General features: G+C 30.8%; 22 protein-coding genes and 1 riboswitch. Of the genes, 1 reads left to right on the forward strand and 21 read right to left on the reverse strand.

Annotation, left to right across the window (positions count from 1 at the left end; genetic code table 11):
- The 14 genes from HV819_RS03815 to HV819_RS03880 all read right to left on the reverse strand — a co-directional run bounded on the left by HV819_RS03815 (nucleotide 1) and on the right by HV819_RS03880 (nucleotide 15,105).
- The gene (locus tag HV819_RS03815) at nucleotides 1-837 is read right to left on the reverse strand and encodes a class II fructose-bisphosphate aldolase (RefSeq protein ID WP_176269551.1); all 837 of its coding nucleotides are present in this window, start codon (nucleotides 835-837) and stop codon (nucleotides 1-3) included.
- A 9-nt stretch (nucleotides 838-846) separates the two neighbouring features.
- Entirely contained in the window at nucleotides 847-1,896 is a 1,050-nt protein-coding gene (locus HV819_RS03820; RefSeq protein WP_176269552.1) for an NAD(P)-dependent alcohol dehydrogenase, read from the reverse strand.
- A gap of 25 nt (nucleotides 1,897-1,921) precedes the next feature.
- The gene (locus HV819_RS03825) at nucleotides 1,922-3,286 is read right to left on the reverse strand and encodes an MFS transporter (RefSeq protein WP_176269553.1); all 1,365 of its coding nucleotides are present in this window, start codon (nucleotides 3,284-3,286) and stop codon (nucleotides 1,922-1,924) included.
- A gap of 196 nt (nucleotides 3,287-3,482) precedes the next feature.
- On the reverse strand, nucleotides 3,483-4,586 hold the full coding sequence (locus HV819_RS03830; protein ID WP_176269554.1) for a zinc-binding dehydrogenase: 1,104 nt from the start codon (nucleotides 4,584-4,586) through the stop codon (nucleotides 3,483-3,485).
- Between the two features lie 207 nt (nucleotides 4,587-4,793).
- On the reverse strand, nucleotides 4,794-5,495 hold the full coding sequence (locus tag HV819_RS03835; protein WP_154539611.1) for a GntR family transcriptional regulator: 702 nt from the start codon (nucleotides 5,493-5,495) through the stop codon (nucleotides 4,794-4,796).
- Complete coding sequence (locus HV819_RS03840; RefSeq protein ID WP_176269555.1) at nucleotides 5,496-6,626, reverse strand: SIS domain-containing protein; 1,131 nt, start codon at nucleotides 6,624-6,626, stop codon at nucleotides 5,496-5,498. It lies immediately after the preceding gene.
- Nucleotides 6,627-6,718: 92 nt separating this feature from the next.
- Entirely contained in the window at nucleotides 6,719-7,825 is a 1,107-nt protein-coding gene (locus HV819_RS03845) for an ABC transporter ATP-binding protein (protein ID WP_154539615.1), read from the reverse strand.
- Complete coding sequence (locus HV819_RS03850) at nucleotides 7,818-9,068, reverse strand: Gfo/Idh/MocA family protein (protein WP_176269556.1); 1,251 nt, start codon at nucleotides 9,066-9,068, stop codon at nucleotides 7,818-7,820. The genes HV819_RS03845 and HV819_RS03850 overlap by 8 nt, the downstream gene beginning before the upstream one ends.
- Nucleotides 9,069-9,071: 3 nt before the next feature.
- On the reverse strand, nucleotides 9,072-9,875 hold the full coding sequence (locus HV819_RS03855) for a carbohydrate ABC transporter permease (protein ID WP_176269557.1): 804 nt from the start codon (nucleotides 9,873-9,875) through the stop codon (nucleotides 9,072-9,074).
- 16 nt (nucleotides 9,876-9,891) lie between these two features.
- Nucleotides 9,892-10,803 (reverse strand): carbohydrate ABC transporter permease, encoded by a 912-nt coding sequence (locus tag HV819_RS03860; protein ID WP_176269558.1) that lies wholly within the window; start codon nucleotides 10,801-10,803, stop codon nucleotides 9,892-9,894.
- A 19-nt stretch (nucleotides 10,804-10,822) separates the two neighbouring features.
- A complete protein-coding gene (locus tag HV819_RS03865) occupies nucleotides 10,823-12,106 on the reverse strand; it encodes an ABC transporter substrate-binding protein (protein ID WP_154539621.1) in 1,284 nt (427 codons plus the stop codon).
- Between the two features lie 173 nt (nucleotides 12,107-12,279).
- Nucleotides 12,280-13,260, reverse strand: coding sequence for a tagatose 1,6-diphosphate aldolase (locus tag HV819_RS03870; RefSeq protein ID WP_176269559.1), 981 nt, complete (start codon nucleotides 13,258-13,260; stop codon nucleotides 12,280-12,282).
- A 1-nt stretch (nucleotide 13,261) separates the two neighbouring features.
- Nucleotides 13,262-14,194 (reverse strand): hexose kinase, encoded by a 933-nt coding sequence (locus tag HV819_RS03875; RefSeq protein WP_154539625.1) that lies wholly within the window; start codon nucleotides 14,192-14,194, stop codon nucleotides 13,262-13,264.
- Entirely contained in the window at nucleotides 14,191-15,105 is a 915-nt protein-coding gene (locus HV819_RS03880) for an N-acetylglucosamine kinase (protein WP_154539627.1), read from the reverse strand. Before HV819_RS03880 ends, HV819_RS03875 begins: the two co-directional genes overlap by 4 nt.
- A gap of 160 nt (nucleotides 15,106-15,265) precedes the next feature.
- Between HV819_RS03880 and HV819_RS03885 the strand changes: the two genes are divergently transcribed.
- The gene (locus tag HV819_RS03885) at nucleotides 15,266-16,015 is read left to right on the forward strand and encodes a DeoR/GlpR family DNA-binding transcription regulator (RefSeq protein WP_154539629.1); all 750 of its coding nucleotides are present in this window, start codon (nucleotides 15,266-15,268) and stop codon (nucleotides 16,013-16,015) included.
- A gap of 388 nt (nucleotides 16,016-16,403) precedes the next feature.
- On the opposite strand, the gene HV819_RS03890 is transcribed toward HV819_RS03885, so the two are convergent.
- The 7 genes from HV819_RS03890 to gltX all read right to left on the reverse strand — a co-directional run bounded on the left by HV819_RS03890 (nucleotide 16,404) and on the right by gltX (nucleotide 23,902).
- Nucleotides 16,404-17,000 carry an ECF transporter S component gene (locus HV819_RS03890; RefSeq protein WP_154539631.1) on the reverse strand — a complete coding sequence of 199 codons (597 nt, stop codon included), beginning with the start codon at nucleotides 16,998-17,000 and terminating at the stop codon, nucleotides 16,404-16,406.
- 72 nt (nucleotides 17,001-17,072) lie between these two features.
- Nucleotides 17,073-17,188, reverse strand: a riboswitch (FMN riboswitch).
- A gap of 360 nt (nucleotides 17,189-17,548) precedes the next feature.
- Nucleotides 17,549-18,601 (reverse strand): zinc-ribbon domain-containing protein, encoded by a 1,053-nt coding sequence (locus HV819_RS03895; RefSeq protein WP_176269560.1) that lies wholly within the window; start codon nucleotides 18,599-18,601, stop codon nucleotides 17,549-17,551.
- A gap of 77 nt (nucleotides 18,602-18,678) precedes the next feature.
- The gene (locus HV819_RS03900; RefSeq protein ID WP_154539635.1) at nucleotides 18,679-19,686 is read right to left on the reverse strand and encodes a sigma-70 family RNA polymerase sigma factor; all 1,008 of its coding nucleotides are present in this window, start codon (nucleotides 19,684-19,686) and stop codon (nucleotides 18,679-18,681) included.
- Between the two features lie 90 nt (nucleotides 19,687-19,776).
- A complete protein-coding gene (locus tag HV819_RS03905; RefSeq protein ID WP_154539637.1) occupies nucleotides 19,777-20,304 on the reverse strand; it encodes an NYN domain-containing protein in 528 nt (175 codons plus the stop codon).
- Nucleotides 20,291-21,001 (reverse strand): 23S rRNA (guanosine(2251)-2'-O)-methyltransferase RlmB, encoded by a 711-nt coding sequence (gene rlmB / locus HV819_RS03910; RefSeq protein ID WP_154539639.1) that lies wholly within the window; start codon nucleotides 20,999-21,001, stop codon nucleotides 20,291-20,293. The genes HV819_RS03905 and rlmB overlap by 14 nt, the downstream gene beginning before the upstream one ends.
- Nucleotides 21,001-22,419 (reverse strand): cysteine--tRNA ligase, encoded by a 1,419-nt coding sequence (gene cysS / locus HV819_RS03915; protein ID WP_176269561.1) that lies wholly within the window; start codon nucleotides 22,417-22,419, stop codon nucleotides 21,001-21,003. The genes rlmB and cysS overlap by 1 nt, the downstream gene beginning before the upstream one ends.
- A gap of 1 nt (nucleotide 22,420) precedes the next feature.
- Entirely contained in the window at nucleotides 22,421-23,902 is a 1,482-nt protein-coding gene (gltX, locus tag HV819_RS03920; RefSeq protein ID WP_176269562.1) for a glutamate--tRNA ligase, read from the reverse strand.
- Nucleotides 23,903-24,446 lie beyond the last annotated feature (544 nt).

Consider the following 24,446-nt stretch of genomic DNA (forward strand, 5'->3'; position numbering starts at 1 on the left):
CTAATTAACCTTATTATTTGCACCAAATAATTTTATTTTATATTCGGCTTTTTCTTTTATAGCTTGTCTTACATGTTGTTGTAATTCAAGAAATGGCACATCGCAATGCATATTAACTGCTTCCATTGCAGCTTGGCATAGTTCTGTATGAATATTAATCTTTGAAATTCCTAATCTAATTGATTTTTTAATATCTTTATCACCTATTCCTGATGCTCCATGTAAAACTAATGGCACATCGACAGCTCTACTAATCTTTTCTATTATATCAAAATTTATTTTTGGCTCACTAGTATAAACACCATGTTGATTACCAACTGCTACAGCTAAAGAGTCGCATCTTGTTTTTTCGACAAATTCTTGTGCCATATCAGGATCTGTATATTGGTACTCTGCTAATGCTTCTTCATATATAGTTTCATTTCCAACATGTCCTAATTCTGCTTCAACCGGTACTCCCAATGGATGAAAATAATCTACTGCCTTTTTTATCTCTTTTACGTTTTCCTCGAAAGGAAGTGATGAAGCATCTCTCATTACTGAATTCATACCATGATTATAAGCATTTTTTATAATATCCATACTTCTTCCGTGATCCCAGTGAGTAATTATAGGAACAGTAGCATGTTTAGCCATAGAAATCATCATGGCACTAAACTCTTCAAAATTTGTATTTTGTATAAATCCTGAACCAAATGATATTATTATAGGTGCTCTTAAATTTTCAGCAGCATCTATTACCGCCATTAGCATTTCTGCATTCCAAACGTTAAAATGTGGGATAGCATATTTGTTTTCTTTAGCTTCATTTTCCCAGTATTTAATATCTCCTAACATTTTATCCTCCTAGTCTTTAATAACTTTAATTACACCTTTAATAATGTCTTGTTTCTTATCTTGATCAATTGCTTCATCAAATGCTTCTTGTACATTTTCATAATCATATATATTTGTTACCATAGATTTTACATTTATTTTACCATTATTTATTAACTCTATTGTTTCTGGAAAATCATTACAATATCTAAATGAAGTTTTAATATTAACTTCTCTATTAATTTTTAAGAAATCTATTGGTACAGGTTTAGATTGTGTCCCAACTGCTATAATATCTCCACCTCTAGAGACAATATTTACAGCTTGCTTCATTGTAACCTCGTTGCCAGCAGCCTCAAAAACCAATTCAATGCCTTCTGGATAATTTTCCTTAATATATTTATATAAATCTTCCTTTTTACTATTAATTACAATCTTAGCCCCTAATTCTAACGCTTTATCTAGTCTTTTATCAATAATATCTACAACAATAATATCAGTAGCCCCATTAGCTAAGCACGCTTGAAGAGTCATTAAACCAATACATCCCGTACCAAATATAAGTATTGTCTTTCCTGGTCTTGCATTACCCAGTTTTGCAGCATGAACTCCAACCGCAGCTGGCTCAACTAATGCTCCTTCTAATGAAGTCATTGTCTCTGGAAGTTTAAAGCACCATTCTTCAGGATGAAGCATATAGTTGGTTAATGCCCCTTTGTAATTTGGCTGAGTAGCTAAAAAATCAACAGAAGGACATATATTATATCTGCCTTCTTTAGAGTAATGTGTACTTAAATCAGGAACTCCAGGTTCTACTATAACTCTATCTCCAACTTTAAAATTCGTTACATTTTCCCCTATTTTAACAACTTTACCACAAACTTCATGACCTAAACCTATTTTTTGATTAGGATCTTTAGGAGGTATAAAAGGTCCGAATTCAAATCCATGAATATCTGAACCACACATGCCAACGTATTCAACTTCAATTAATAGCTCCCTATTTTTAGGATTTCTAATATTAGTTTCTTGTATTTCAAATTGTTTCGGTGTTACTAAAATTGCTTCTGTATTTTTCATCTCTTTCTCCTTATTAATTCTTAAATCAATGTCTACCTATATCTTCTACAGACTCCCCTCTTGTTTCTACACCCAAGAATATAATTCCTACTGCTATAATTATTGCAACTACTGCTAATAATACGAAAACAGCTGAAGGCCCATAATTTGTTAATACAATGTTTACAATGAATGGAAATATTATTCCACTCGCCCTACCAACTGCGTTACAAAAACCAGAGCCTCTTAATTTCGCATCTGTAGGCCAAATTTCGGGAACATATACAGCTGAGGCAAAGCATACATACATATATATAAATGTGAATAGTATAAAACCAACTATTGATATTGAAGTTAATGAATCTAGCTGACCGTAAAAAATACCTAATACACCAATAATTACTAGGAGACCTATCCCCATTACTTTTCTAGGAAGTTTATCCATTATTAATGATGCTATGAAAATACCAAATGGAGCTCCAAATAACCCAACAGTATTTAGTAATGTAGAATCTTTTGTATTTATACCTTTGGCTGCAAATATCGTTGGCAACCAATTCATTAGAGTATATTGAATTACATTCATTCCAATCAGTACTAAAGAACCAATAATAACTCTTTTTAATAGTTCACCCTTAAATAATTCTCCATATGAAATACTTGATAATCCACCTTCATTACTAATCTTAACTTCCGGTAATTTTTTACCTGTTTGTGCTTCTATTCTTTCTTCAATACTGTTTAATATTTCATTAGCTTCAGAATATCTACCTTGTACTTCTAACCATCTTGGGGATTCTGGAAATTTATTACTAATTAACACCATAGCAATTATTGATAAAACAGAAGGAATTGCAAACTGTATTCTCCAATCCAATTCAGGAGCAACCCCAATTGTCACAATTAGTGTTGCAATAAGAGAACTAATTGGATGAGCCCAGTTTCCAATAAATGAAGTCCTAGATGACCAAGTACCTCTTGATACAGCTGGCATATATTCTGTAAATCCAGCAAAAAGAACTACCAATAATGCTCCTAATCCAAAACCTTGAATAGTTCTGATTATGTATAATAGTTCCATATTAGGACATACTATAGCTCCTATCATAGCTAAAATATGTATTATTTCATATAATAGTATGCTTTTCTTTCTACCAATTTTGTCACCTATAATTCCGCCAATTAATGCTCCAAACAACATACCCGCAGTATATAAAGATGAAAAAGAAGCCAATCCCTCTTGTGTTATCCAGCCAATTTCAATCAACCTAGCACCTACAAGTCCACCTATACCATTTGACCAACATACTAATAATGCGAACGCTGTTACAAACCACATTTGTGTGTGCCACCTAGAAGTAGGTAGTCTATCAAGTCTTGCCCCAGCATTTGGGAAGTTATTATTATTCATTTTTACCTCATTTTTTAATTATTTTTTTAATTTATTCATATTAATAATCATTTTATTTATTTTTTCATTTACTAAATTATCATATTCTAAAAAAGATATTTTATATTAAGTGTAGCTATTTAAATAGCTACACTTTTATACTGTACAGTTAATATACGTATCAAACCTATTTATAGATTATTATAGATCACTGAAATTATTCTTCTCCATAATCCTTTGTATTTTTATCATCAAAGTCATATTCAAGAAAAACTTTAACAGCTTTTTTATCCGCCATTGCTTGGAATCCTTTTTCCCATTCTGAAAGTCCATAATGATGAGTAATCATCGGTTGAACATTAATCTTACCTGATTCAAGTAACCTAATTGCATTTCTCCATGTTGTTGAGTCATAAGCCATATGTCCAATAATACTCTTGTTCCACTCAGTTATAGAATTAATAGAGAAATCTAATGGCTTAAATCCCATTCCTATTCTCACAACCTCACCATTTGGTCTAAGCATTTCTAGAGATTGTTTTAATGCTATATTAGCTCCAGAACATTCAAGTACAAGTCCTAAATTATCTCTACCACATATTTCTAAACATTTTTCAACTACATCTTCTTCGCTACCATTAACTGTATGAGTTGCACCTAATTCTTTACCTATTTCGAATCTAGTTTCTACATCATCTTCAAGTCCTACAAGTACAATATTTACAGCTCCCATAATTCTAGCCATTTGAACTGAAAACAATCCAAGAGGTCCTGCACCTATTACTACGACATCTTGACCAGGTAAAAAACTTGATTGTTGTGCAATTGCTTTATACGCATTTGATATAGGATCTAGTAGTGCAGCTTCTTCATAGCTAACATTCTCAGGAATTTCCCAAATTGCATGTTTATGAATTCTTAATATCTCACCAGGAATTTTTAAATACTTAGAAAACCCTCCACCCCATCTATTATTATCGAGTCCAATGTTAACCTTTTCTTCACAATCTAAAAAATCTCCTTGTTCACATGCTGGACAATGGCCACATACATGTCCGCTATTATCAGAAACTATTCTTTGACCTACTTTCCAATCTTTAACGTTTTCACCAACTTTTACAATTTTCCCAGAAAACTCATGACCCCTAATTGAATTAAACTCATCTGATCCATTATCAACTTTAAAATGTTTCATATCTGCTCCGCATATTGCGGCCGCTTTCACTTTAATAATAATATCCTCTGGTCCACATTCTGGTATGTCTACATCTATTAATCTGTAACCACCAAATTCTTTTCCATACCTTGCTAATGCTTTCATGTTTTCCTCCTTAAATATTTATAGACATAGTATATCGTTTTTTCTTTGTTATGTCAAACTAATTATTTGTTTTTCTTTGTTTTTTTATAATTAATCTTTTTATTTTTTTGATTTATCTTTGTTTTGTCTTTGTTTTATCTTTCTATATAATATAATAAGCAATTAAAAAAAGAGATTTTATAAAAAAATCTCTTTTGAAAAATAAATTTATTGAGGTTTATATGAAGTTTCATAATAGAACATGTCTCCTCTAGCATAGGATATAGTATACTCTATTATATTTTCTTCAATATCAAATGTTGTTCTAATAATCTTAAGGCAGGGACTATTTTTTTTAAGTCCTAAGGACTTTGCCATCTCACTATCAAGCTCTGATACTGAAAATCTCTCCTTAATTTGGTAAATATTTACCTTAAAGTTTTCCCTAAATATATCATATAGGGCCTTTTTTTCTAGTAAATTTTTATCTACTTGAGAAAACCTCCCATAGGGAATAGTAGTTTTTTCATACATCATCGGCACATTATCTGCCAACCTTAGTCTGTCAAATTGTATGACTTTTTCCTTATCTTTTAACTTCATTTTATCCTTTAATTTATTATTTGCATCTCTTATGGCATAGTCTACTACTAAAGACTTAGGCGTTTTGCCATTTTTCTTAGTTTGCTCTGTAAAGGAATAGTAGTTTGATAAGTTTTCCCTATCTCTTTCTCTTATAAAGGTTCCCTTTCCCTGAATTTGGTAAAGGATACCTGAATTTACAAGATAGCCTATAGCATTTCTTACGGTTGTTCTTGAAACATCGTAGTCTTTACAAAGTTGCCTTTCTGAAGGAAGCTTATCTCCATTATTCATTATGGCAATCTTTTCCAAAAGTTCATCTATAAGCTTTGTATAAAGAGCTGACATTTATTTATATTCATGAATTGTAACGCCTTTTACAACTCTGTTTACTGTGTTTGATCTAGAAGGATTGTCAGGTCTATTACCCACCCTTAAACTTGTAACCAGAGCAAATATTTGGGCAATTACTATATATCCTATAGAAAGATAAGCATCATTTAAGTCATCTGATTCAAAAATAAGCTCATAATCTCTATCAAGCTTGGAATTTGCAATTCCTATCAACTTTTTAGCTATACCGTCATTATATACTTCGTCTAAAACATCAAGATCATATAGTCTTGTATAAGCATTTGATGATACAAAAGAAACTAATAGGGTGTTTTCGTCTATGAATGATTTTGGACCATGTCTAAATCCCATGGAAGAATCCCAAATTGTAGCAACCTCTCCTGCTGTAAGCTCTAAAATTTTAAGTCTTGCTTCCTTGGTAAGCTTTCCTAAAGGACCTGAACCAAGATATACAACCCTATTAAAATCAAAGTTTACTAAGTCTTCTAGTTCATCTATTCTAGAATAAATTTCTTTTCCAAGTTTTGAAAGCTTTTCTACAATTTCCTTTTTATTTTCACTCTTTGAATCGAATATCAAAAGAGTTGCTAAAAGCATAGATGAAAATGAGTTTGTCATGGCAAAACCCTTATCGTTTGTAATTTCAGGCTCTAAAAATACATAAGAGTTAGGATCATCATATAGACCTTTTGCAAGCTCACCATCTTTTGCACAAGTTATAGGTAGGTTGTAGAAATCATCGACTAATTGTTGCCCTAATTTAACTGCAGCTAAAGATTCTGGGGAGTTTCCACTTCTTGCAAAGGAAACTAAAAGAATTTTTTGATCTTTTTGAAAGTGTAGGTAAGGGGAAGAAACTAAGTCTGTTGTAGCTACTGATTCAAAGTTAAAATCACCATGAGTCTTAAGATAGTCTACAGCTACATTCCCAACATATTCGCTAGTTCCTGCTCCTGTAAATATTACCTTAGTGTCTTTGCTAAGCTTTTCTAAAAATTTATCAATATCGCCTTTTCTTTCTTCATACAGGCTATACACATCAAGCCAAGTATCAGCTTGGTTTAGAATCTCAGTATAGGTGTTTTTAAAGTCTTTTTCTTCTAATTTGTTTTTATCCAATAGCATAATAACCTCCTGTATTGGTAACTACCATTACTTTAAGTGTATACGATTCCAAGTTTCATGTCAAGATTAGAGACTAAAAATAGCTTTGGAATTTAAATTTTATTATCTATTCTTTTTCCTGTTTCAGGATCAAATAAGAATATTTTATCACTATTTAAATATACACTGATTTCTTGATCTATATCATAAGATAAGTTATCAAAATCTCTAATAATTATCTCATTTCCATTAAAATCTGTATATATTACCTTTTCGCTTCCCAGAGATTCAACAACAACGACTTTTGTTTTGATTTCTATATCTTTTTCACTATTTCTTTTAATATTTATATGTTCAGGTCTTATAGCAAGTTTAATATTACTTTTACCAAAAGCCTTAATAGTATATGACTTAATATTTGTAAAAAGCTCTTCTGGAAAATTTACTAAGCTATTTTCTAATTTAACTTCTTTTTCATCTATATACATATTAAGCATATTTATCCTAGGAGAACCTATAAAACCAGCTACAAATTCGTTGATTGGATTTTCATAAAGATTAACTGGACTGTCTACTTGTTGAATTATTCCATCTTTCATTACTACAATCCTGTCCCCCAAGGTCATAGCCTCAGTTTGGTCATGAGTTACATATATAAATGTTGTATTGAGCTCTTTATGTAGTTTATTTATCTCAGTTCTCATTTGGGTCCTAAGTTTTGCATCTAAATTACTTAAAGGCTCATCCATTAAAAACACTTCCGGATTTCTCACCATTGCTCGACCTAAAGCTACTCTTTGGTTTTGTCCACCTGATAATTGGCTAGGTTTTCTGTCAAGATAAGATTCTAATTGCAATAACTTAGCAGCCTGACTTATTTTTTCTTTAATTTCTTCTTTAGAAAATTTTTGATTTTTTAAAGCATATGCCATGTTATTATATACAGTCATATGTGGATATAAAGCATAATTTTGAAAAACCATGGCAATATTTCTATCTTTAGGTTCTACATCATTGATTACCTTGCCATTTATTTTAATTTCTCCACTACTTATGTCTTCAAGGCCTGCTAACATCCTCAAGGTTGTGGATTTTCCACAACCTGATGGACCTACAAATACAATAAATTCATTGTTTTGTACACATAAATTAAAATCTGTTACAGCATGATATCCATTTTCATATATTTTATTTACATTAATAAATTCTATATTACTCATCTAGTCTCCTAATGAAATCATCAATTTCAACAACTTTTGATTCTTTTCTTGCCTGTTCTGATGCGAAACACATCATGTGACTCATTATAGATTCTTCTGCTCCAGTTTTAACAACTTCACTTTCTCCATGACATGCTTCATAAAAGGCTTTTATTATTCCATAATCTGCTCCGCCATGATCTGAAGCATTGCTTATAACTTGGTATCTTTCTTCTTTATAGCTTTTAAATCTTTTAACCTTAATTATTTGATCATAGTCATCTGCTATAATTTCACCTTCTGTGCCCATAATCTTAATATTTCTATGTACATCATTAGAAAAGGCTGAAAGATTAAATACCACTTCAACATCATCTTCAAATTCTATGGAGATTGCTTGATGATCACATACGTTGTTATCACATTTATAAACACATCTTCCATAAGGTCCTTCTCTTAAAGCTTTCTCCAGACCCTCTTTTGTCCTTGTAACATCAACAACATCGCGCCAGCCAAGTCCTGGATATCCTGTATAGAAGTCCTTAACCGAAAATACACATGTATCTTTATACTTACAATCAAGACACCTATCTGCTGCACCACTAGGTTCATTTTCTTTTTTAAAATAAGATAGTTTCCCAAAAGATGTAATATATTTTGGTTTTTTTCCTGTAAGGTATATTAAAATATCCATATCATGGCATGATTTTTGTAGAATTAAAGGTGAAGATAGATCTTCATTTCTCCAATTTCCTCTTACAAAAGAATGAGCAAAGTGAAAATATCCTATATTTTCATTATGATTTATAGAAAGAACTCTTCCTATGGCATTAGAGTCTATAAGTTCTTTGATTTTTACAAAAAATGGTGAGTATCTTAAGACATGACATATCATAAATACCCTATCCTTTTTCTTAGCTTTTTTGGCAATATTGAATACTTCATGAGCGTTTGGACTTATTGGTTTTTCAAGCAATATATTTAAATCATAATCTAAAGCTTTCATACATACGTCATAATGATCCCTATCTGGTGTTGCTATTATTAAGGTATCCACAAATCTTTCTTCATCCATTTTTTCAAAAAAATCTTTATAGTCTGTAAATATGTAGCAATCATCAATATTAAATTCTTTTTTACAAGCTTCAAGCTTTTTCTCATCAATATCTACAAAAGATTTTATTTCTACATCCCCATATTCTCTTAAAAGTCTGGCATAGGCAATTCTTCCCCTATGTCCTGCTCCAATTACTCCTAATTTCATAGTTTATCCTTTCATTCCACTTGTTGCTAAACTTTCTATAAATTGCTTTTGAAATATAGCAAATAATAATATCATAGGCCAAATTGAGATAAGAGCACTAGCCATATAAACAGGGTAATTTACTGCATATTGTCCTGTTGAAGCTAAGTTTGCTAATCCTACTGATAGAGTTTGTTTCTCTGGTAAAGTATTAACTATTAATGGCCACATTAAATTGTTCCATGTAAATAATAAACAAGTTATTATCAGTGTAACTATGCCTGGCTTCACTATAGGAAGGCATATATCTTTAAAGATTTTAAATTGTCCAGACCCATCTATTCTAGCAGCCTCCTCCAATTCTTTAGGTATTTGGCTAAAGAATTGTCTCATTAAAAATGTGCCAAAAGCTGAAAACATAGAAGGTAAGACCAAAGCTGTTATTGTATTTAGTAATCTTAATTTATTCATTATTTGAAATTGTGGTACTAAAAATATTTGTGAAGGTACCATTAAGATTGACATGATAAGAATAAATATTGCATTTTTAAACGGGAAATCTATCCTCGCAAATGCGTATCCAGCCATAGTGCACATTGTCACCTGTCCTATTGTTGTAATTACAGCATATAATACTGTGTTCTTAAATAGAACTGGGAAATTTAGCTTACTTAAACTTTCCGAAAAATTTGATATTTGAGGGCTACTTGGAAATATCTTTGGAGGAATTTGCATAGATTCACTAAGTGTTTTTAAAGATGTAAGTATCATCCATAAAAATGGAAAAACAGTAAATACTATACCTATTAGAAGTACTACATGTATCATGATTTTTCTCCAACCTTTAATTTTCAATTCCACTCACCCACTTTCTTTGTATTTTTAATTGTAAAAATGTTAATATCATTATAATTATAAATAGAATTGTAGCTATTGCGGCTCCATATCCCTTTCTACCAAAATCAATAGCTGATTGATAAAATAGGTATACTATAGTTTGAGTACTCTTTAAGGCTGGAGATGTTTTTGTAATCATCATAAATACAATATCAAATACTTGAAGACTTGATATCATTGATGTTGTTAAAACAAATACTAAAGTAGGGGCTACTAAGGGAACAGTGATAGTGAAAAATTGTTTAATTTCACTTGCTCCATCTAATTTAGCAGCTTCATAATATTGTTTAGGAATAGACTGCATCCCCGCAAGAAAATAAACTATATTCATACCTAAACTCATCCAAATTCCAACAACTATAATACACAACAAAGCCGTATCATTATCAGCTATCCATGCTCTAGGTTCTCCACCAAAAAGCATTATAAATTGATTTAATAAACCATATTGTCCATTGTAAATCCATTTCCAAATCATAGCTACCGCTGCAGGCATTGTTACTGCTGGCAAAAAATATAAGGTTCTATAAATTCCTACTCCCTTAATATTTTTATTCAATAAATTAGCTATAGACATTGATATAAGAACAGAGATTGGAACTGTGATTATAGTATATTTTAGAGTATTTCTTAAAGATAGATAAAAATTTTCATCTTTAAATAACTCTTTATAATTATCAAATCCTACAGGATTCCAAACTCCAAATGAATTCAAGTCTGTGAACGAATAAAAAATATTTTGAAAAAAAGGAATTATAAAAAATATAGTTAATCCCAACAATACTGGGAGTATCATTAGATACCCCCACATTGCCAAGCGAAGATTATATTTTTTTCTTTTCTTTTTTTTAATCTTCATATAATCACATTCCTATTGATTAATTTTGTTCCTTTTCTAAGGCATCATTCATTTTTTGGGCTAAATCTTTCAAAACATCCTTTACTGGTTTATTAAATGAATACATCTCATTTATTGCATCTTCTTCATATGCATTCCAAACAGGTGTATTTTTACTAACTGGGTATGGAACAGAGTATTCCAATTCGTCTACAAAAGCTTTTAGATTCTTATCAGGATAAGATTTTTCCCAAGTTTCCAAAACTTTATTGTTAGCTGGTATAACAGTAGCTTTTTCAGCCCACATTTCATTTACTTCTTTGGAGCCAAGATAAGCTAAAAAGTCTAAGGCTTGATCTTTGTTTTTTGAACCCTTTGCTAAACAATATGAAAGACCATGAATAGTAGCAGCTCTTTCTTTAATTTTAGGCATTATTTCAAGATCTATATCTTTACTTATATTTTCATCACCTAAATATTCTGGAATCCTCCAACTTCCTGAATAAATCATAGCTATCTTACCAGCCTTAAACAAATCTGTATCATTGGTATCTGTAAGTGTTTTAAGATCCGGTGAATATCCTTTTTCTCCTATATCAATCCATCTTTGAATACCATCATAAGCTTCTTCTGTGTCATAGCCTGACTTTGTCTTATCTTTATTGATAATATATCCACCACATTGAGGTATAGTATCATAATATCCTTCTTGAGTCGCAGGTTTAAATGAAGTTCCCCAAATTCCCTTGTCCTTATCTGTTAATTGTTCTGCTGCCTTTACAAAATCATCCCAAGTCCAATCTTTGTTTGGATAACTAACGCCTTTTTCATCAAATAATTTTTTATTATAGAAAAGAGCTGTTAGATCCCAATCTTTTGGAATACCATATAAATGATTATCATATGTGTATAAGTTGATTAATCCCTCAGGATAATCTTCTTTTTTTATTCCCATCTTATCTAGATAATCATCTAGGGGTTCAATTACTCCATTACTTACAAATTTTATAAAATTAGGTCCATTCATTGTAAATATATCTGGCATAACATCACCTTGGGCTTGGGTTTCTAATTTTGTGAAATGATCTTTAAATGTTGTCTCTTCTATTTGTATATCTACTCCAGGATTTTTTTCTTCATATTTTTTTTCGATATCCTTCATTGTTGCAATTTGATCTGGATTCCACATGGCAATACGAACAACGTTTTCCCCAGATTTAGAACTCTTCTCTTCTGAGCTAGGATTTTTAGAATCTTTATTTCCACATCCTGTAACCAATAGTGCTAACGACATACACAAGGCAAACTTTTTCCATAATTTCATATTTTTCTCCTCTCCATTCTAAGTCATAAATGATGAAATATTTATGCATTAAATGTTTTTATGTATGGTAATTACCTTATCTTTAGTATAATACAGTTCTTTAATGTAGTCAAGTTTTTTTAATATTATATAATATTAAAAATGGGCCCTATTAAGGACCCACTTGTGTTTTTTTATTCTTCAATTTTATCAAAAACTGATTTTGCTGTTTCTTTTAATACTTTGTTTAAGCTTTGTATATTATCCAAGCCTTGAGTATTTAACCATTTTATTGCATCATCATCAGATTTAGCGAATTCTTCAACTCCACCCTTCCATGTAGCTCTTCCACAAAGTACTCCATTAAATTCTGAGCCTGCTTCCTTTGCAAATTTAAGTGTTTCTTTGAATAAGTCTGCGCTTACCCCACCTGATAAGAAGATAAAAGGAATTTTGCTTATATCTGATTGTTCTTTGAAAAATTTAGAAGCTTCTTCTTGGCTATAGACAACTTCTTTTCCATATCCTTCGACAAAATTCATATTTACTGGAGTTTCAAGTTTTAAGACATCAATCTTATATCTTTCATCTTGAAAGTCTTTAACTGCTGCATTTACCTTGTGAGGTCTAACTTTTGCAAATTCAGCACTTTTACTATCTTCTATTTTTTCATCATAGACTATTAGTTCAAGGAAAAATGGAAGTCCTAAAGCTTCACATTCATAACCTATCCTTTCAATAAAGGCCTTTTTCTTATCATTTGTTTCTTTACTTTGATCTACATCATAGTAAAGAAGAATCTTTATAGCTTCTGCCCCTAGTTCTTTAAGCCTTAAAACTGAACATCCATCTATAAGTTTTGGTAGTCTTTCAGGATCATTTTTATCAAAACCAGTTACTTCATAACTAATCAAGAGTCCTGCATTTTCATCCCTTACCTTTATTGCTTCAAGTCCATATATTGGATCTAGTAAGATTGATGATGAATATTTTGTTAATTGTTTAGAAACTAATGATTTAAATCTTGAAATATCTTCTACATTGTTTAAATTTTCATCAAAAGCTCCTATCATTTTTTCCATTGAGCCTCTTTGATCTATAGCAAGGGCTGCTATTACTCCATTTTCATTAGCAAGCTTTTTTAAATTTTCTACCTTTTCTTTTGAAATTTTCATATTATATCTCCTTTATGCTTATTTTTTCATAATACTTATCAAAATCATTCATATTTACATGAGCTATTTCTTCATTTAGGACATTCAAAAGTCCACAATTCATAGATTTTCTTATAAAATCTTCGCCACTTTCTTTATTAAAAATTGCAGATATAGCACCTGCAAGACTTGAATCTCCACTTCCTACTGGATTTAGTGCCTCTACTTTTGGAACAGCTGTTTTATAAATTTTATCATTTATTTTAACTACCGCTCCACTAGCTCCTTGACTAACAATAATATATTTTATTTCAGATAAGACAGAATTTGAAAATATTTCTTTTATTTTTTCATCTTCTTCTGGGAATTTCTTACCAATTATATCTATAATTTCCTTTTCATTTGGTTTTATAAGATCAGGTTTAAAATCTGCATTTACTAAATCTTTGAGTGTTGAGCCTGATGTATCAAGGGCTACAAATATATTTTCATTTTTTGCAAATTCAATAATTTTCTTATAAAAATTTGAATCAAGGCCTTTTGGAAGTGAGCCTGATATACTTATAATATCTAAATTATTAGCAATTTCTTTAAGATGGGCTAAAAATTCATCTTCTTTTTCTTTAGAAACTTCTGGGCCCTTTTCAAGTATTTCTGTTTGCTTGCCATCATGTAAAATAGCTATGCAATTTCTTGTTTCATCATCTAACTTTATAAAATCATGAGATATTTTTCTCTCATCTAATCTTTTTTCGATAAACTCGCCAAGCTTTCCACCAATAAAGCCTGAATTTGTAACATCTTCACCTAATTCTTTTAGTACATAGGATACATGGATTCCCTTTCCTCCAGCATCTTTTTCTACCTTAGCTGTCCTATTTACATCATCTATAACAAAACCATCTAATTTGTAGGATATATCTACAGAAGGATTGGCAGTTATGGTTAAAATCATATTATTGCCCCTTTTTCATAATATTTTTTGGCTAGAATTAAAGAACCTTCAATAGGAGTTGTATAAGGCTCAATTATTTCTATATTGTTTTTTATATGCTTTTCAATAGCCTCTATAAGTTTATTTCCTAATTTATATACTCCACCTGAGTAAGAAACTTTAACACAACCATCAAAATCAAGTTTATTTATAAGACTGTCTATAGTTAAGGCAGCTTCATAGCCTACTTTGTCTAAAAGTTCTATGGCATACTTGTCGTTTTTTTCTAATGCTGGGTTTAATAGCCTTGCACAATTTGCTATTTCATCCCTTTTCATCTTTTCTGCTATATCTATCAGTTCAACATCATCTTTTATGCCTAATTCATTTTTTACCAATTCATATATATAAGTTTTTTCTATTCTTCCATCACTCATTTTTGTGAATAAATTCAAAATATTCTTACCTATAAAGTAAGCACTGGCTTCATCTCCTAGAAAAGGTCCCCATCCACCTGATCTATCTGAATTTCCTTTATCATCTACACCAAAGGCTATAGAGCCTGTCCCTAAAACAAGATTTATACCTGCTTGTGCGTTTAAGGATCCAGACCATCCATTAACACAGTCATTTCCCATCTTGTACTTACCTTTGCCCAAAAATTCATCAAAGAATTCTTCCATGAATTTTTCGTTTTCAGGATATTGACCATAGCCTGGTATAGCCAAAAAGGAAAAATCAATATCTTCAATCTTTATTTTTGCATTATCACAAAGTTTATTTATAGCTTTTGTAACGTTATCACTAAATTCATCCCTAGTGATTTGCTTTAGGTGAATAGTATTAGTTTTCTCTTTAAAATGTTTATTGTCAACACATAAAAGATAATCTGTTTTTGTACCACCACCGTCTACTCCCAAGAATATAGACATAGGCCCTCCTATAAATGTTTTATATTGTTTGTTTTTATATCTATGATATAATAATATAGTAAAGATATTTAATTGTCAATAGTGAAAATCCATATTTTCAAGGATTTGATATAAATTAATAATGAACAATTTAAAACATTTATTTTTAAAGAGGTATAAGATGTTAAAAGAGGAAAGACAAAATTTTATTTTAAACCATGTCAAAAAAAATGGAATAATCAGAGTTTCTGATGTAACTGAAGTTTTAGATGTAACTGAGATGACAATAAGAAGAGATCTTAAGGAACTTGAAAATAAAAATAAATTAAAAAGAATCCATGGAGGGGCAAAATACATAGATGATTTAACCGAAAGAGAGTCAAGTCACCAAGAAAAATTGCATATGAACATGGAATATAAGATAATTATAGCTAAAAAAGTTTCTAACTTAATCAAAGATAATGATACCGTTTTTATTGGAGCTGGTTCTACACTAGAACTTGTGTCAAATTATCTTGATAATAAAAAATGCAAAATCGTCACTAATTCACTATTTCTTTTTAATAAAATTTATGATAAAGAAAATATAGAATCAATTCTTGTTGGAGGAAGGATAAGAAAGGTTACCGGAGCTTTTGTAGGAAATTTTTCAGATAATATAGTTGAAAGTCTACATTTTAAATCTGCTTTTATAGGTGTGAATGGAATAAATTATAATAATGCTTATACATATAATGAACAAGAAGGAGAACTTCAAAAATTAGCTCTTGATAATTCGGTCCACAAATATTTAGTTGCTGACCACACAAAAATTGGTAAGGAAGATTTTTATTCATTTTATAATATAGATGAAATCCAAGCTGTTATTTCTGATGATAAAATCAGTAATGATAAACTTCCAATACTTAAAGAATATACTGATATTATATAAGGACTTATATCTAAGTAAAATATAATTTCTCATTCTTAATTTACTACTTCAAAAACTACTACATATGAAAGTGTTTTAGAGTATCTACAATCTCTTTCTTGGACTTGTTGATACTCTGAATTTTTTATATCATATTTTCCTTACTTTTGGTATATTTTATAAAAACACCTTAATTTAAGATATTAAAAATTAAAAAAGGGACTGTTGCAGAATGAATTAATCGTTCAAAATCATTACAAACTCCTCCACGACAATTTCACCTACTTAAGTGGCAAGATATTCTCAAATTGTCTATGGCTAACTTTTAATGATGCAACGTTAGAAATTCATAATTTTGCGACAGCCCCCTTGTCTACAGTCTATACTATGGATAAATTATAATATCCTCTTACTTTCTATCATGTAAAATACCCGATACATGTTTATATAATAATTTAGTTGCAAGAATTTCTATTGTTCCCTTTACTAGATTAAATGGAACTATGGCAAAGACCATAAGTGTAAAATATGACTTAACTAGGCTATTTAACTTGGATGTCATTTGTACAAAAGTGTCCATACCTACTCCCATTATCTTTCCGTATAGTGGGAAGATTACAAAGGCATTGGAAAATGTTGCAGCAAGGGTCATAAATAACATTCCTACTATAAGTGCTATAGTTGCTGTTTTTTTAGTCTTCTTTCTTTGGTAGATATAAGCTGAGATGAAAACAAAAAGTCCCCCAACTATAAAATTTGATATCTCTCCAACTCCACCTGTAGAAGTCTTGGTTAAATTTAATAAGTTCTTAATAAGTTGAATTAATACTCCATAAACAGGACCCATTGAAAAACCACCTATAAGAGCTGGAACATCAGCCAAATCAACTTTCATAAAAGGCGGTGCTATAGGAATTGGAAATTGAATAAACATAAGTATAAAACTCATAGCAGACAAAATTCCTACCTTAACTAAATTTCTTAACTTTCTTTGGTCACGACTCATAATATCCTCCTTAATTTTAGGCATTAAAAAATGCCCATAAATCAGGGCATAAGGAAAAGTCCATACAAAAATGGACATCTTCTTTCATCCAGACTATACTGTCGGTTTGGGAATTACACCCAATCGGTCAAAAGACTCGCAGACTATAACTGCCGGTTTAGGAATTTAACCTCACCCTGAAGATACTTTTATAATAACATAAAATTAAAAAATTAACAAAATTAATCAAACTAAATATAAAAAAACTTTTAAGATAAAATTTAGATAATTTGAAAATTATGAAGATGAATAAGTCCTTATTTTTAGAAAAATAGTAATTAGGCACTTATAAAAATTTAGATAAAAAGTAAGATGCAATTGTCATTTCATTTCCAAAAATGATAAAAATAAGTTTATTTAAAATATTCAAACTTTCAATCTTTATAATATTTCTTTCTTATTTTAATTCAACCTATTAGTGCCAACTATATAGGGATATTATTTCTTATTATTTAATTTTTCTAGTTGACACTAATAAATCATCTTGCTTTATGCTACTAGTACATTACTTATTCCTTATGAAATTCTCCTGTAACAAGCTTGGATGATATCCATCCCTTTCCTATATAAAGCCAGTATCTTTCTCCATCACTTTCTACTTTTGTTGGATGAACTACTTCTCCCCTTCTTACTTCTCCCTTTTTTTCAGATTTGATACTAGGAGATGCCCTAAGTTGACCTACACTAATATCTACAGTAAGGTCCTTTCCCATAAAGTCCTCTGCTTTATAAAATTCTACATAGGAAGGATTACCATTCTTATCCCATAGGTCATTGCTTATGATATTGTCTATATCATAGTCTTTAGAAAACTCTTGTTTTCTTTCTTTTATGCTTTTTTTCTTATTATTTTCCTTATCATCTTTTCCAAGTTCTTCCTTTGCCCTATCATTTACTACAGCTATATCTTGAGATTTAGGAAATAGTTCTATATATTTACTAGAAAGACTTTCTGCTTTTTCATAATCTCCACTATTAAAGATATCTACTAATTGGTCAACCGCCCTTTCTTCTGCATCTTTTAATAAGTCTTCTGCCTTTTTATAATCTGAACTGGTTGATTTTGGTATGGTCTTTAGCTTAGTAACCGCCATTTCAAATTCCCCATTTTTTATTAGAGATTTAGCATCAGATAAAACTTTAGCAAAATCGTTGGACTCATTTTTCAAAGAAGAACTAACTTTATTTGAAGATATTTCGCCTCCCACAGTATCATTTGTTTCTTTGTTGTCAATTAAAGCAAATCTTATAGCTCCTACTATAAGTACTATAATAAAAATTATAATCAAGACGGTTATTATAACTTTCTTTATCCCTAGATAATTATTGTAATTATCAGCAAGCTTTACCTTTTCATTTTTATAATTTCTATGAGTATTCCTAGAATCATTATTGTTAATATTTTCTCTAAAATCTTCTCTTACTGGCCTAAGCTTTTGGGTTGTTTCTTGGTCTTTATTTCTATTATTATTTGGATTAGAGTCATAATTTAGCTTACTTCCACAATTATTACAAAACTTAGCCCCATCTTCATTGGGATGACCACAATTTTGGCAATACATATGCACCTCCTATAATAATTATTATATATCTTTTAATTTCTATATAAAAAACGTGCTGATTGCACGTTTTATCTCACCTACTCTTGATCACTATATTGCTTTAATTTTCCAAGAGCTTGATTTTCTATTTGTCTGATTCTTTCTCTTGAAAGGTTGTAGATTGTCCCTATCTCTTCTAGGGTTTTTGGCTTTTCATTGTCTAGACCGTACCTGTAGACTATAATTTGCTTTTCCCTATCAGATAGTTGGTCTAGGGCCTTCATTAGAAATTCCTCCATATCTTTTTTGAGGATTTGATCATCTACTGGAATGGACTCATCTCCAACCATATCCATAAGCTCATCTCCAGTCGAGTCCTCACTATCAAGATTTATATTAAGACTTGTAGAATTTACTTGATTTCTATTTATAAGGAAAAGATCATCTGCTTGTTTTTTGTCTATTCCTTCTTGTTTTAAAATCTTATATAACTCTTCCTCGCTTGCTTCTGGATTTGCTTTCAAGATTTGTTTAAGTTTGTTTAGTTTTAAGTACTTCCCAGCAGGGATTCTTATAGTGTGACCTTCCTTGTTTATTGCCTTTCTTATAGCCTTATCTATCCACTTATAAGCGTAGGTTGTAAACTTATATCCTAAGCTTAAGTCGAATTTCTCCGCAGCCCTTATCATTCCAAGCATACCCGATTGAACTAAATCTTCTAGTTCTAGGTCATTTCCATGGGAACGATAAAAGTAGGATGCCCTGCTTCTTACAAGTCCTTGATTTTTATCTACCAAGGCTCCTAGAGCGTTTTGGTTGCCCTTTTGGAATTGTTCCACTATTTGCTCATTTGTTAAGTCTGATAATTTGAGAATATCACTTCTTTGTTTGGCAACTAAGAGGTTTGTCTTCTCCTTTTTTTTATCATCATCTTCAAATTCATTATCTAAGTCTTCATCTTCTAGATATTGATCAAACTCTTCCTTTTCTTCATCTGTAAGCTTTTTATAAATCTTTAAAGCTTCTTTTTGATCAATTTCTTCTTCATCGAAGAAGTCTTTGAATTTGTCTAAGACTTCCTCATCTTTAAAATTTATTTTATCCATATAACCACCATAAATTTGATCTGCCTTAGCAGTCAAGTTCTTATAAAAATGATTTGAATTTTTATAAATTGAATTTTTCCACCATCACCATTATTCATCTTTCAACCTGTCCCCTATATCATCTAACAAGTCTTTAAGCTCATCTGATATAGGAAAGTCCTTGAAGTTTGTAGAGAAGTCTTTTCTTTTGCTTCTTTTTATCTTATGTTTCATATTCATAAGCTCATTTCTAAGCTCAAGGGCTGTTATCCTACTTGCTCCTCTTTCAAAAGCAAGAGATTGAACTTGACCATCATCTGTAACCACCTTTACATTGTGACGTCTGGCATAGAGGTTGGTCATCTTTTCTATATAGGTATCAGCCGTTTGAAACTTCTTGGTATATACTATTTTAATACCCAATTTCTCACTTATATTTTCCCTATCTCCATCTGAGTTGTAGGCATCAAATACCAGCTCTACAATTTCATTTGAAAGACAGGCGTACTCTGCCATCATATCAATCAACTTTTCTCGAGCAAGTTCAAGTGATTGGGACTGGATAGACTTTAATTCGGGCCAAGAATTTATTATATTATAGCCATCTATATAGGTTAGGTTCTTTTTAGTTAAAGCCATTTTGCCTTATGGTCTCATATATTGCAATAGCACTTGCTACCGACGCATTTAATGAATTTATTTTGCCAAGCATTGGTATTTTAATAAGTCCATCGCAATTTTCTCTTACAAGTCTTGATAGTCCCTTGCCCTCGTTTCCTACAACAAGTCCAATCTTTCCTGTAAGGTCTGTTTGTGTAATATCAGATTCTGCCTCTCCAGCTAAGCCATAAATCCAGAAATTTTCTTCCTTTAGTTCTTTTATGGCCCTATTAATATTAATAACCTGTGCTATATCGATGTTGTTAATGGCTCCTGCACTTGTTTTATAGACTGTTGAATTTACCTTGGCAGAGCGTCTTTCACCTATGATTATTCCATCAAAACCAAAAGCTTCTGCACTTCTTATAATGGCACCAAGGTTATGAGGATCTTCTATTTGATCTAATATCATAAGTCTTTTTTTATCCTTTAACTCATCCAAGTCCTTATATTTGAAATCTTCTACTTCAATTTCTACTCCTTGGTGATTGCCATCAATTTTTGAAAAATAGTCCTTATTTTCATAGACTATTTTTACATTTCTTTCATTAAGTTTATTTATTATTTTTTCTATAAACTTATTATTACTATTGCTTTTTAAAATATGAGCTTTTAAAATTTTTTCACCAGTGTCTATAGTTTCAATTACAGGCTTTCTACCAAAAATCTTAGCCATTATTTAAGCTCCCACTTAGTACCTTCTTTGGTATCTTTTAAAATTATGCCCATTTGACTTAGCTTATCACGTATTTCGTCAGCTTTTTGGTAATTTTTCTCTCTCTTAGCTTCATTTCTTTCGTCTATCAGTTTATTTATATCATCTTCATCAACTAAATCAGTGGATTTTTTCCTGTTTTCAATTCCAAGAACATCTTCAAGTTTAAGATATAAATTTCTTGTTTTTTCTACAAATTCCTTAGATGAACTTGAGTCAACTTTTGTATTAGCAAACTTAGCAATATCAAACAAAACTGTTATGGCATCAGGAGTATTTAAGTCATCATCCATAACCCTTTTAAACTCTTTTGCAAATAAATCTAGCTCTTTAAGTGATTTTTTCTCATCATCTGTGAGATTTCCACTTGTAATTTTAAGCAAGTCATCTAACCTAAATTTGGCATTATTTAACCTATTTAGGGAGTTTTGGGCTTGTTCAATTATCTGTCTTGTAAAGTTTATAGGAAGTCTATATCCTGCTGATAGTAGCCAAAATCTTACAACCATGAGATCATATTCTTTCTTTATATCATGAAGGGTAAAGAAATTACCCAAAGACTTACTCATTTTAGTACCATCTACTTGAATCATTCCATTGTGCATCCAGTAGTTTGCAAACTTCTTGCCAGATCTTGTTTCTGATTGGGCTATCTCATTTTCATGGTGAGGAAATTGTAAATCTTCTCCACCAGCATGAATATCTATTGTTTCTCCCAAGTATTTTTTGGTCATAGCTGAACATTCTATATGCCAACCTGGTCTACCTGAACCCCATGGTGAATCCCATGAAATTTCACCTTGCTTTTTTGTAGCTTTCCATAAGGTAAAGTCCATAGGATTTCTTTTTTTGGCCTTATCCTTATCATCAAGCCTGTTTGATGCTCCTTCTCTTAAATCTTCTATATTTTTTCCGGAAAGATGACCATAGTTTTTGGCCTTTGAAATATCAAAATAAACATCTCCATCAGAAACATATGCCGCATCCTTATCTATTAATTCTTTAACAAAGTTAATTATATCATCCATCGTTTCTGTAGCTTTAGGGTGTATAGTATTTTCCTCATCTATATTCAAATCTTTGGAATCTTCCATGTAGGCTTTTATAAACTTGTCTGAAACTTCCTTTGTTGTAATATTTTCATTAATGGCCTTGTTTATAATCTTATCATCGACATCTGTGAAGTTTACAACATATTTTACATCATATCCTAAATATCTTAAATATCTTCTCATGGTATCAAACACTACTAAAGGACGAGCGTTTCCTATGTGCATATAATCATATACAGTTGGACCACATACATACATTTTTACCTTATTTTCATCTATTGTTTTAAAGTCTTCCTTTTTTCTTGTGAATGTATTATATATTTTCATATCAAAATCTTCCCTTAACGTAGTTTAATCTATCAATTATCTTAGACTTGCCCATAATAACAAAGGCATTTCCAAGATCTGGCCCATGTACATTGCCTGTAAGAGATGCTCTTACTGGAAACCATAAGTTCTTTCCTTTTATGCCAGTCTCTTTTTGGATAGATTTCATTACAGATTTAGCAAATTCCATATCGACTTCATCAACTTCATTTAGTTTATTAATAAAGCTATCAAAAATCATCTTAGCTTCATCAGTTCTTATAGCTTCAACCGCCTCATCTGTCCATTTCATTTCGCTATCATCTACATAGTAAAAATAAGCTTGATCTACTATATCTGAAAACTTATCTATAGCTGATTGCCAAGTTGCTGCAAGTAGATTAAGCAATTCATCTGGATAGTCTTCACCAAAGAAACCTGCTTTTATGCAATAAGGCTTAATTGCCTTTGCTAAATCTTCAACGCTCATCTCTCTCACATAATGACCATTTATCCAATCAAGCTTTCTTACATCAAATACAGCCCCTGTCTTATTTACCCTATCAAAGCTAAATTGTTCAGCCAATTCTTCCATAGTAAAAATCTCTTCTTCGCTATCTGGTGACCATCCCAAAAGAGCAAGATAGTTTATTAAACCTTGAGGTAAATATCCTCTTTCGATGAAATCTTCAACCATTCCATCTCCATTTCTCTTAGAATATTTTTTGTGATCTTTATTTAATACTGTTGGTAGGTGGATAAATTCTGGAGACTTCCACCCAAAAGCTTCATAAAGATAAACGTGTTTTGGTGTTGATGAAATCCACTCATCCCCTCTTACTACATGAGTAATTCCCATTTCATGGTCATCAACTATAACTGCAAAGTGATAAGTTGGATATCCGTCCTCTTTTATAAGTACTTGGTCATCCATATCAGATGTATTAAAACTAATTTTCCCCTTAATCCTATCTTCAAATGAAATATCTGTATTTTTTGGAAGTTTTAGTCTTACTGTGTATTTTTCTCCATTTGCAATTTTTTCTCTTGCCTCATCAAGGCTTAAAGATCTACAAAGTCCATCATATTTTGGAGTAAGTCCATCAGCTTTTTGTCTTTCTCTTAAATTATCTAGTCTTTCCTTTGAGCAGAAGCAGTAATATGCCTTACCTTCTTCTATAAGTTGATTTATATATTTATCATAAATTCCAGCTTTTACCCTATCTGATTGGATATAAGGTCCAGCCTCTCCCACTTCAGTAACTTCTCCATTTTCATCAAGTTTTACACCTTCGTCAATTTCTATACCTGACCATTTTAAAGTCTTTAGAAGATTTTCCAAGGCTCCTTCAACAAATCTTGTCCTATCTGTATCCTCAATCCTTAAAAGCATCTTTCCACCAGTATGTCTTGCATAAAGGTAGTTAAAAAGTGCTGTCCTAAGTCCACCGATGTGGAGGTATCCTGTTGGTGATGGTGCAAATCTAACTCTTGTTTCTGTCATAATTCCTCCTTAAATTCTTGCTTTTATTATATAATATATTGACATTTTTATAAACATTTAACAAATTTACTTAATAGTCTTATCTATAATTAAGTTATTAACAATTTTTATAGCTTAATTTTAACGTAAAGTAGGGAGTGATTTTACACTCCCTACCCTATTATTACCCATATTTTAACACACAAAACAAATCATTTCAAGATTAATTATGAATTATATACTTCTTCTTGCTAGCTTAATTATATTTTCACTAATCTATTATTTTATTTGTTCTATAGTGTTTATAATGATTTAATTATATTATGAGTATTTTATAATTTCAATTAATGGCTATTAGGTATTTTAAAAATTGTAGTCATAAAATTCCAAAAATATAAATTTTTCTCTAAAAAGTTGTGAAAATTTAGTAAAAGATAAATCATTAAGATTTCAAGACTTATCACTGATAAAATCTTGATGGACAAGAACTTCTAGATAAATTATATGAAGTTATAGAATGTTTATTGAATATAGACAAAGACTTAGTGAATTTTAAACTTAGAGA

Origin of the sequence: Anaerococcus faecalis, assembly GCF_013371425.1 — a bacterium.
GTDB classification, from domain to species: Bacteria; Bacillota; Clostridia; order Tissierellales; family Peptoniphilaceae; genus Anaerococcus; species Anaerococcus porci.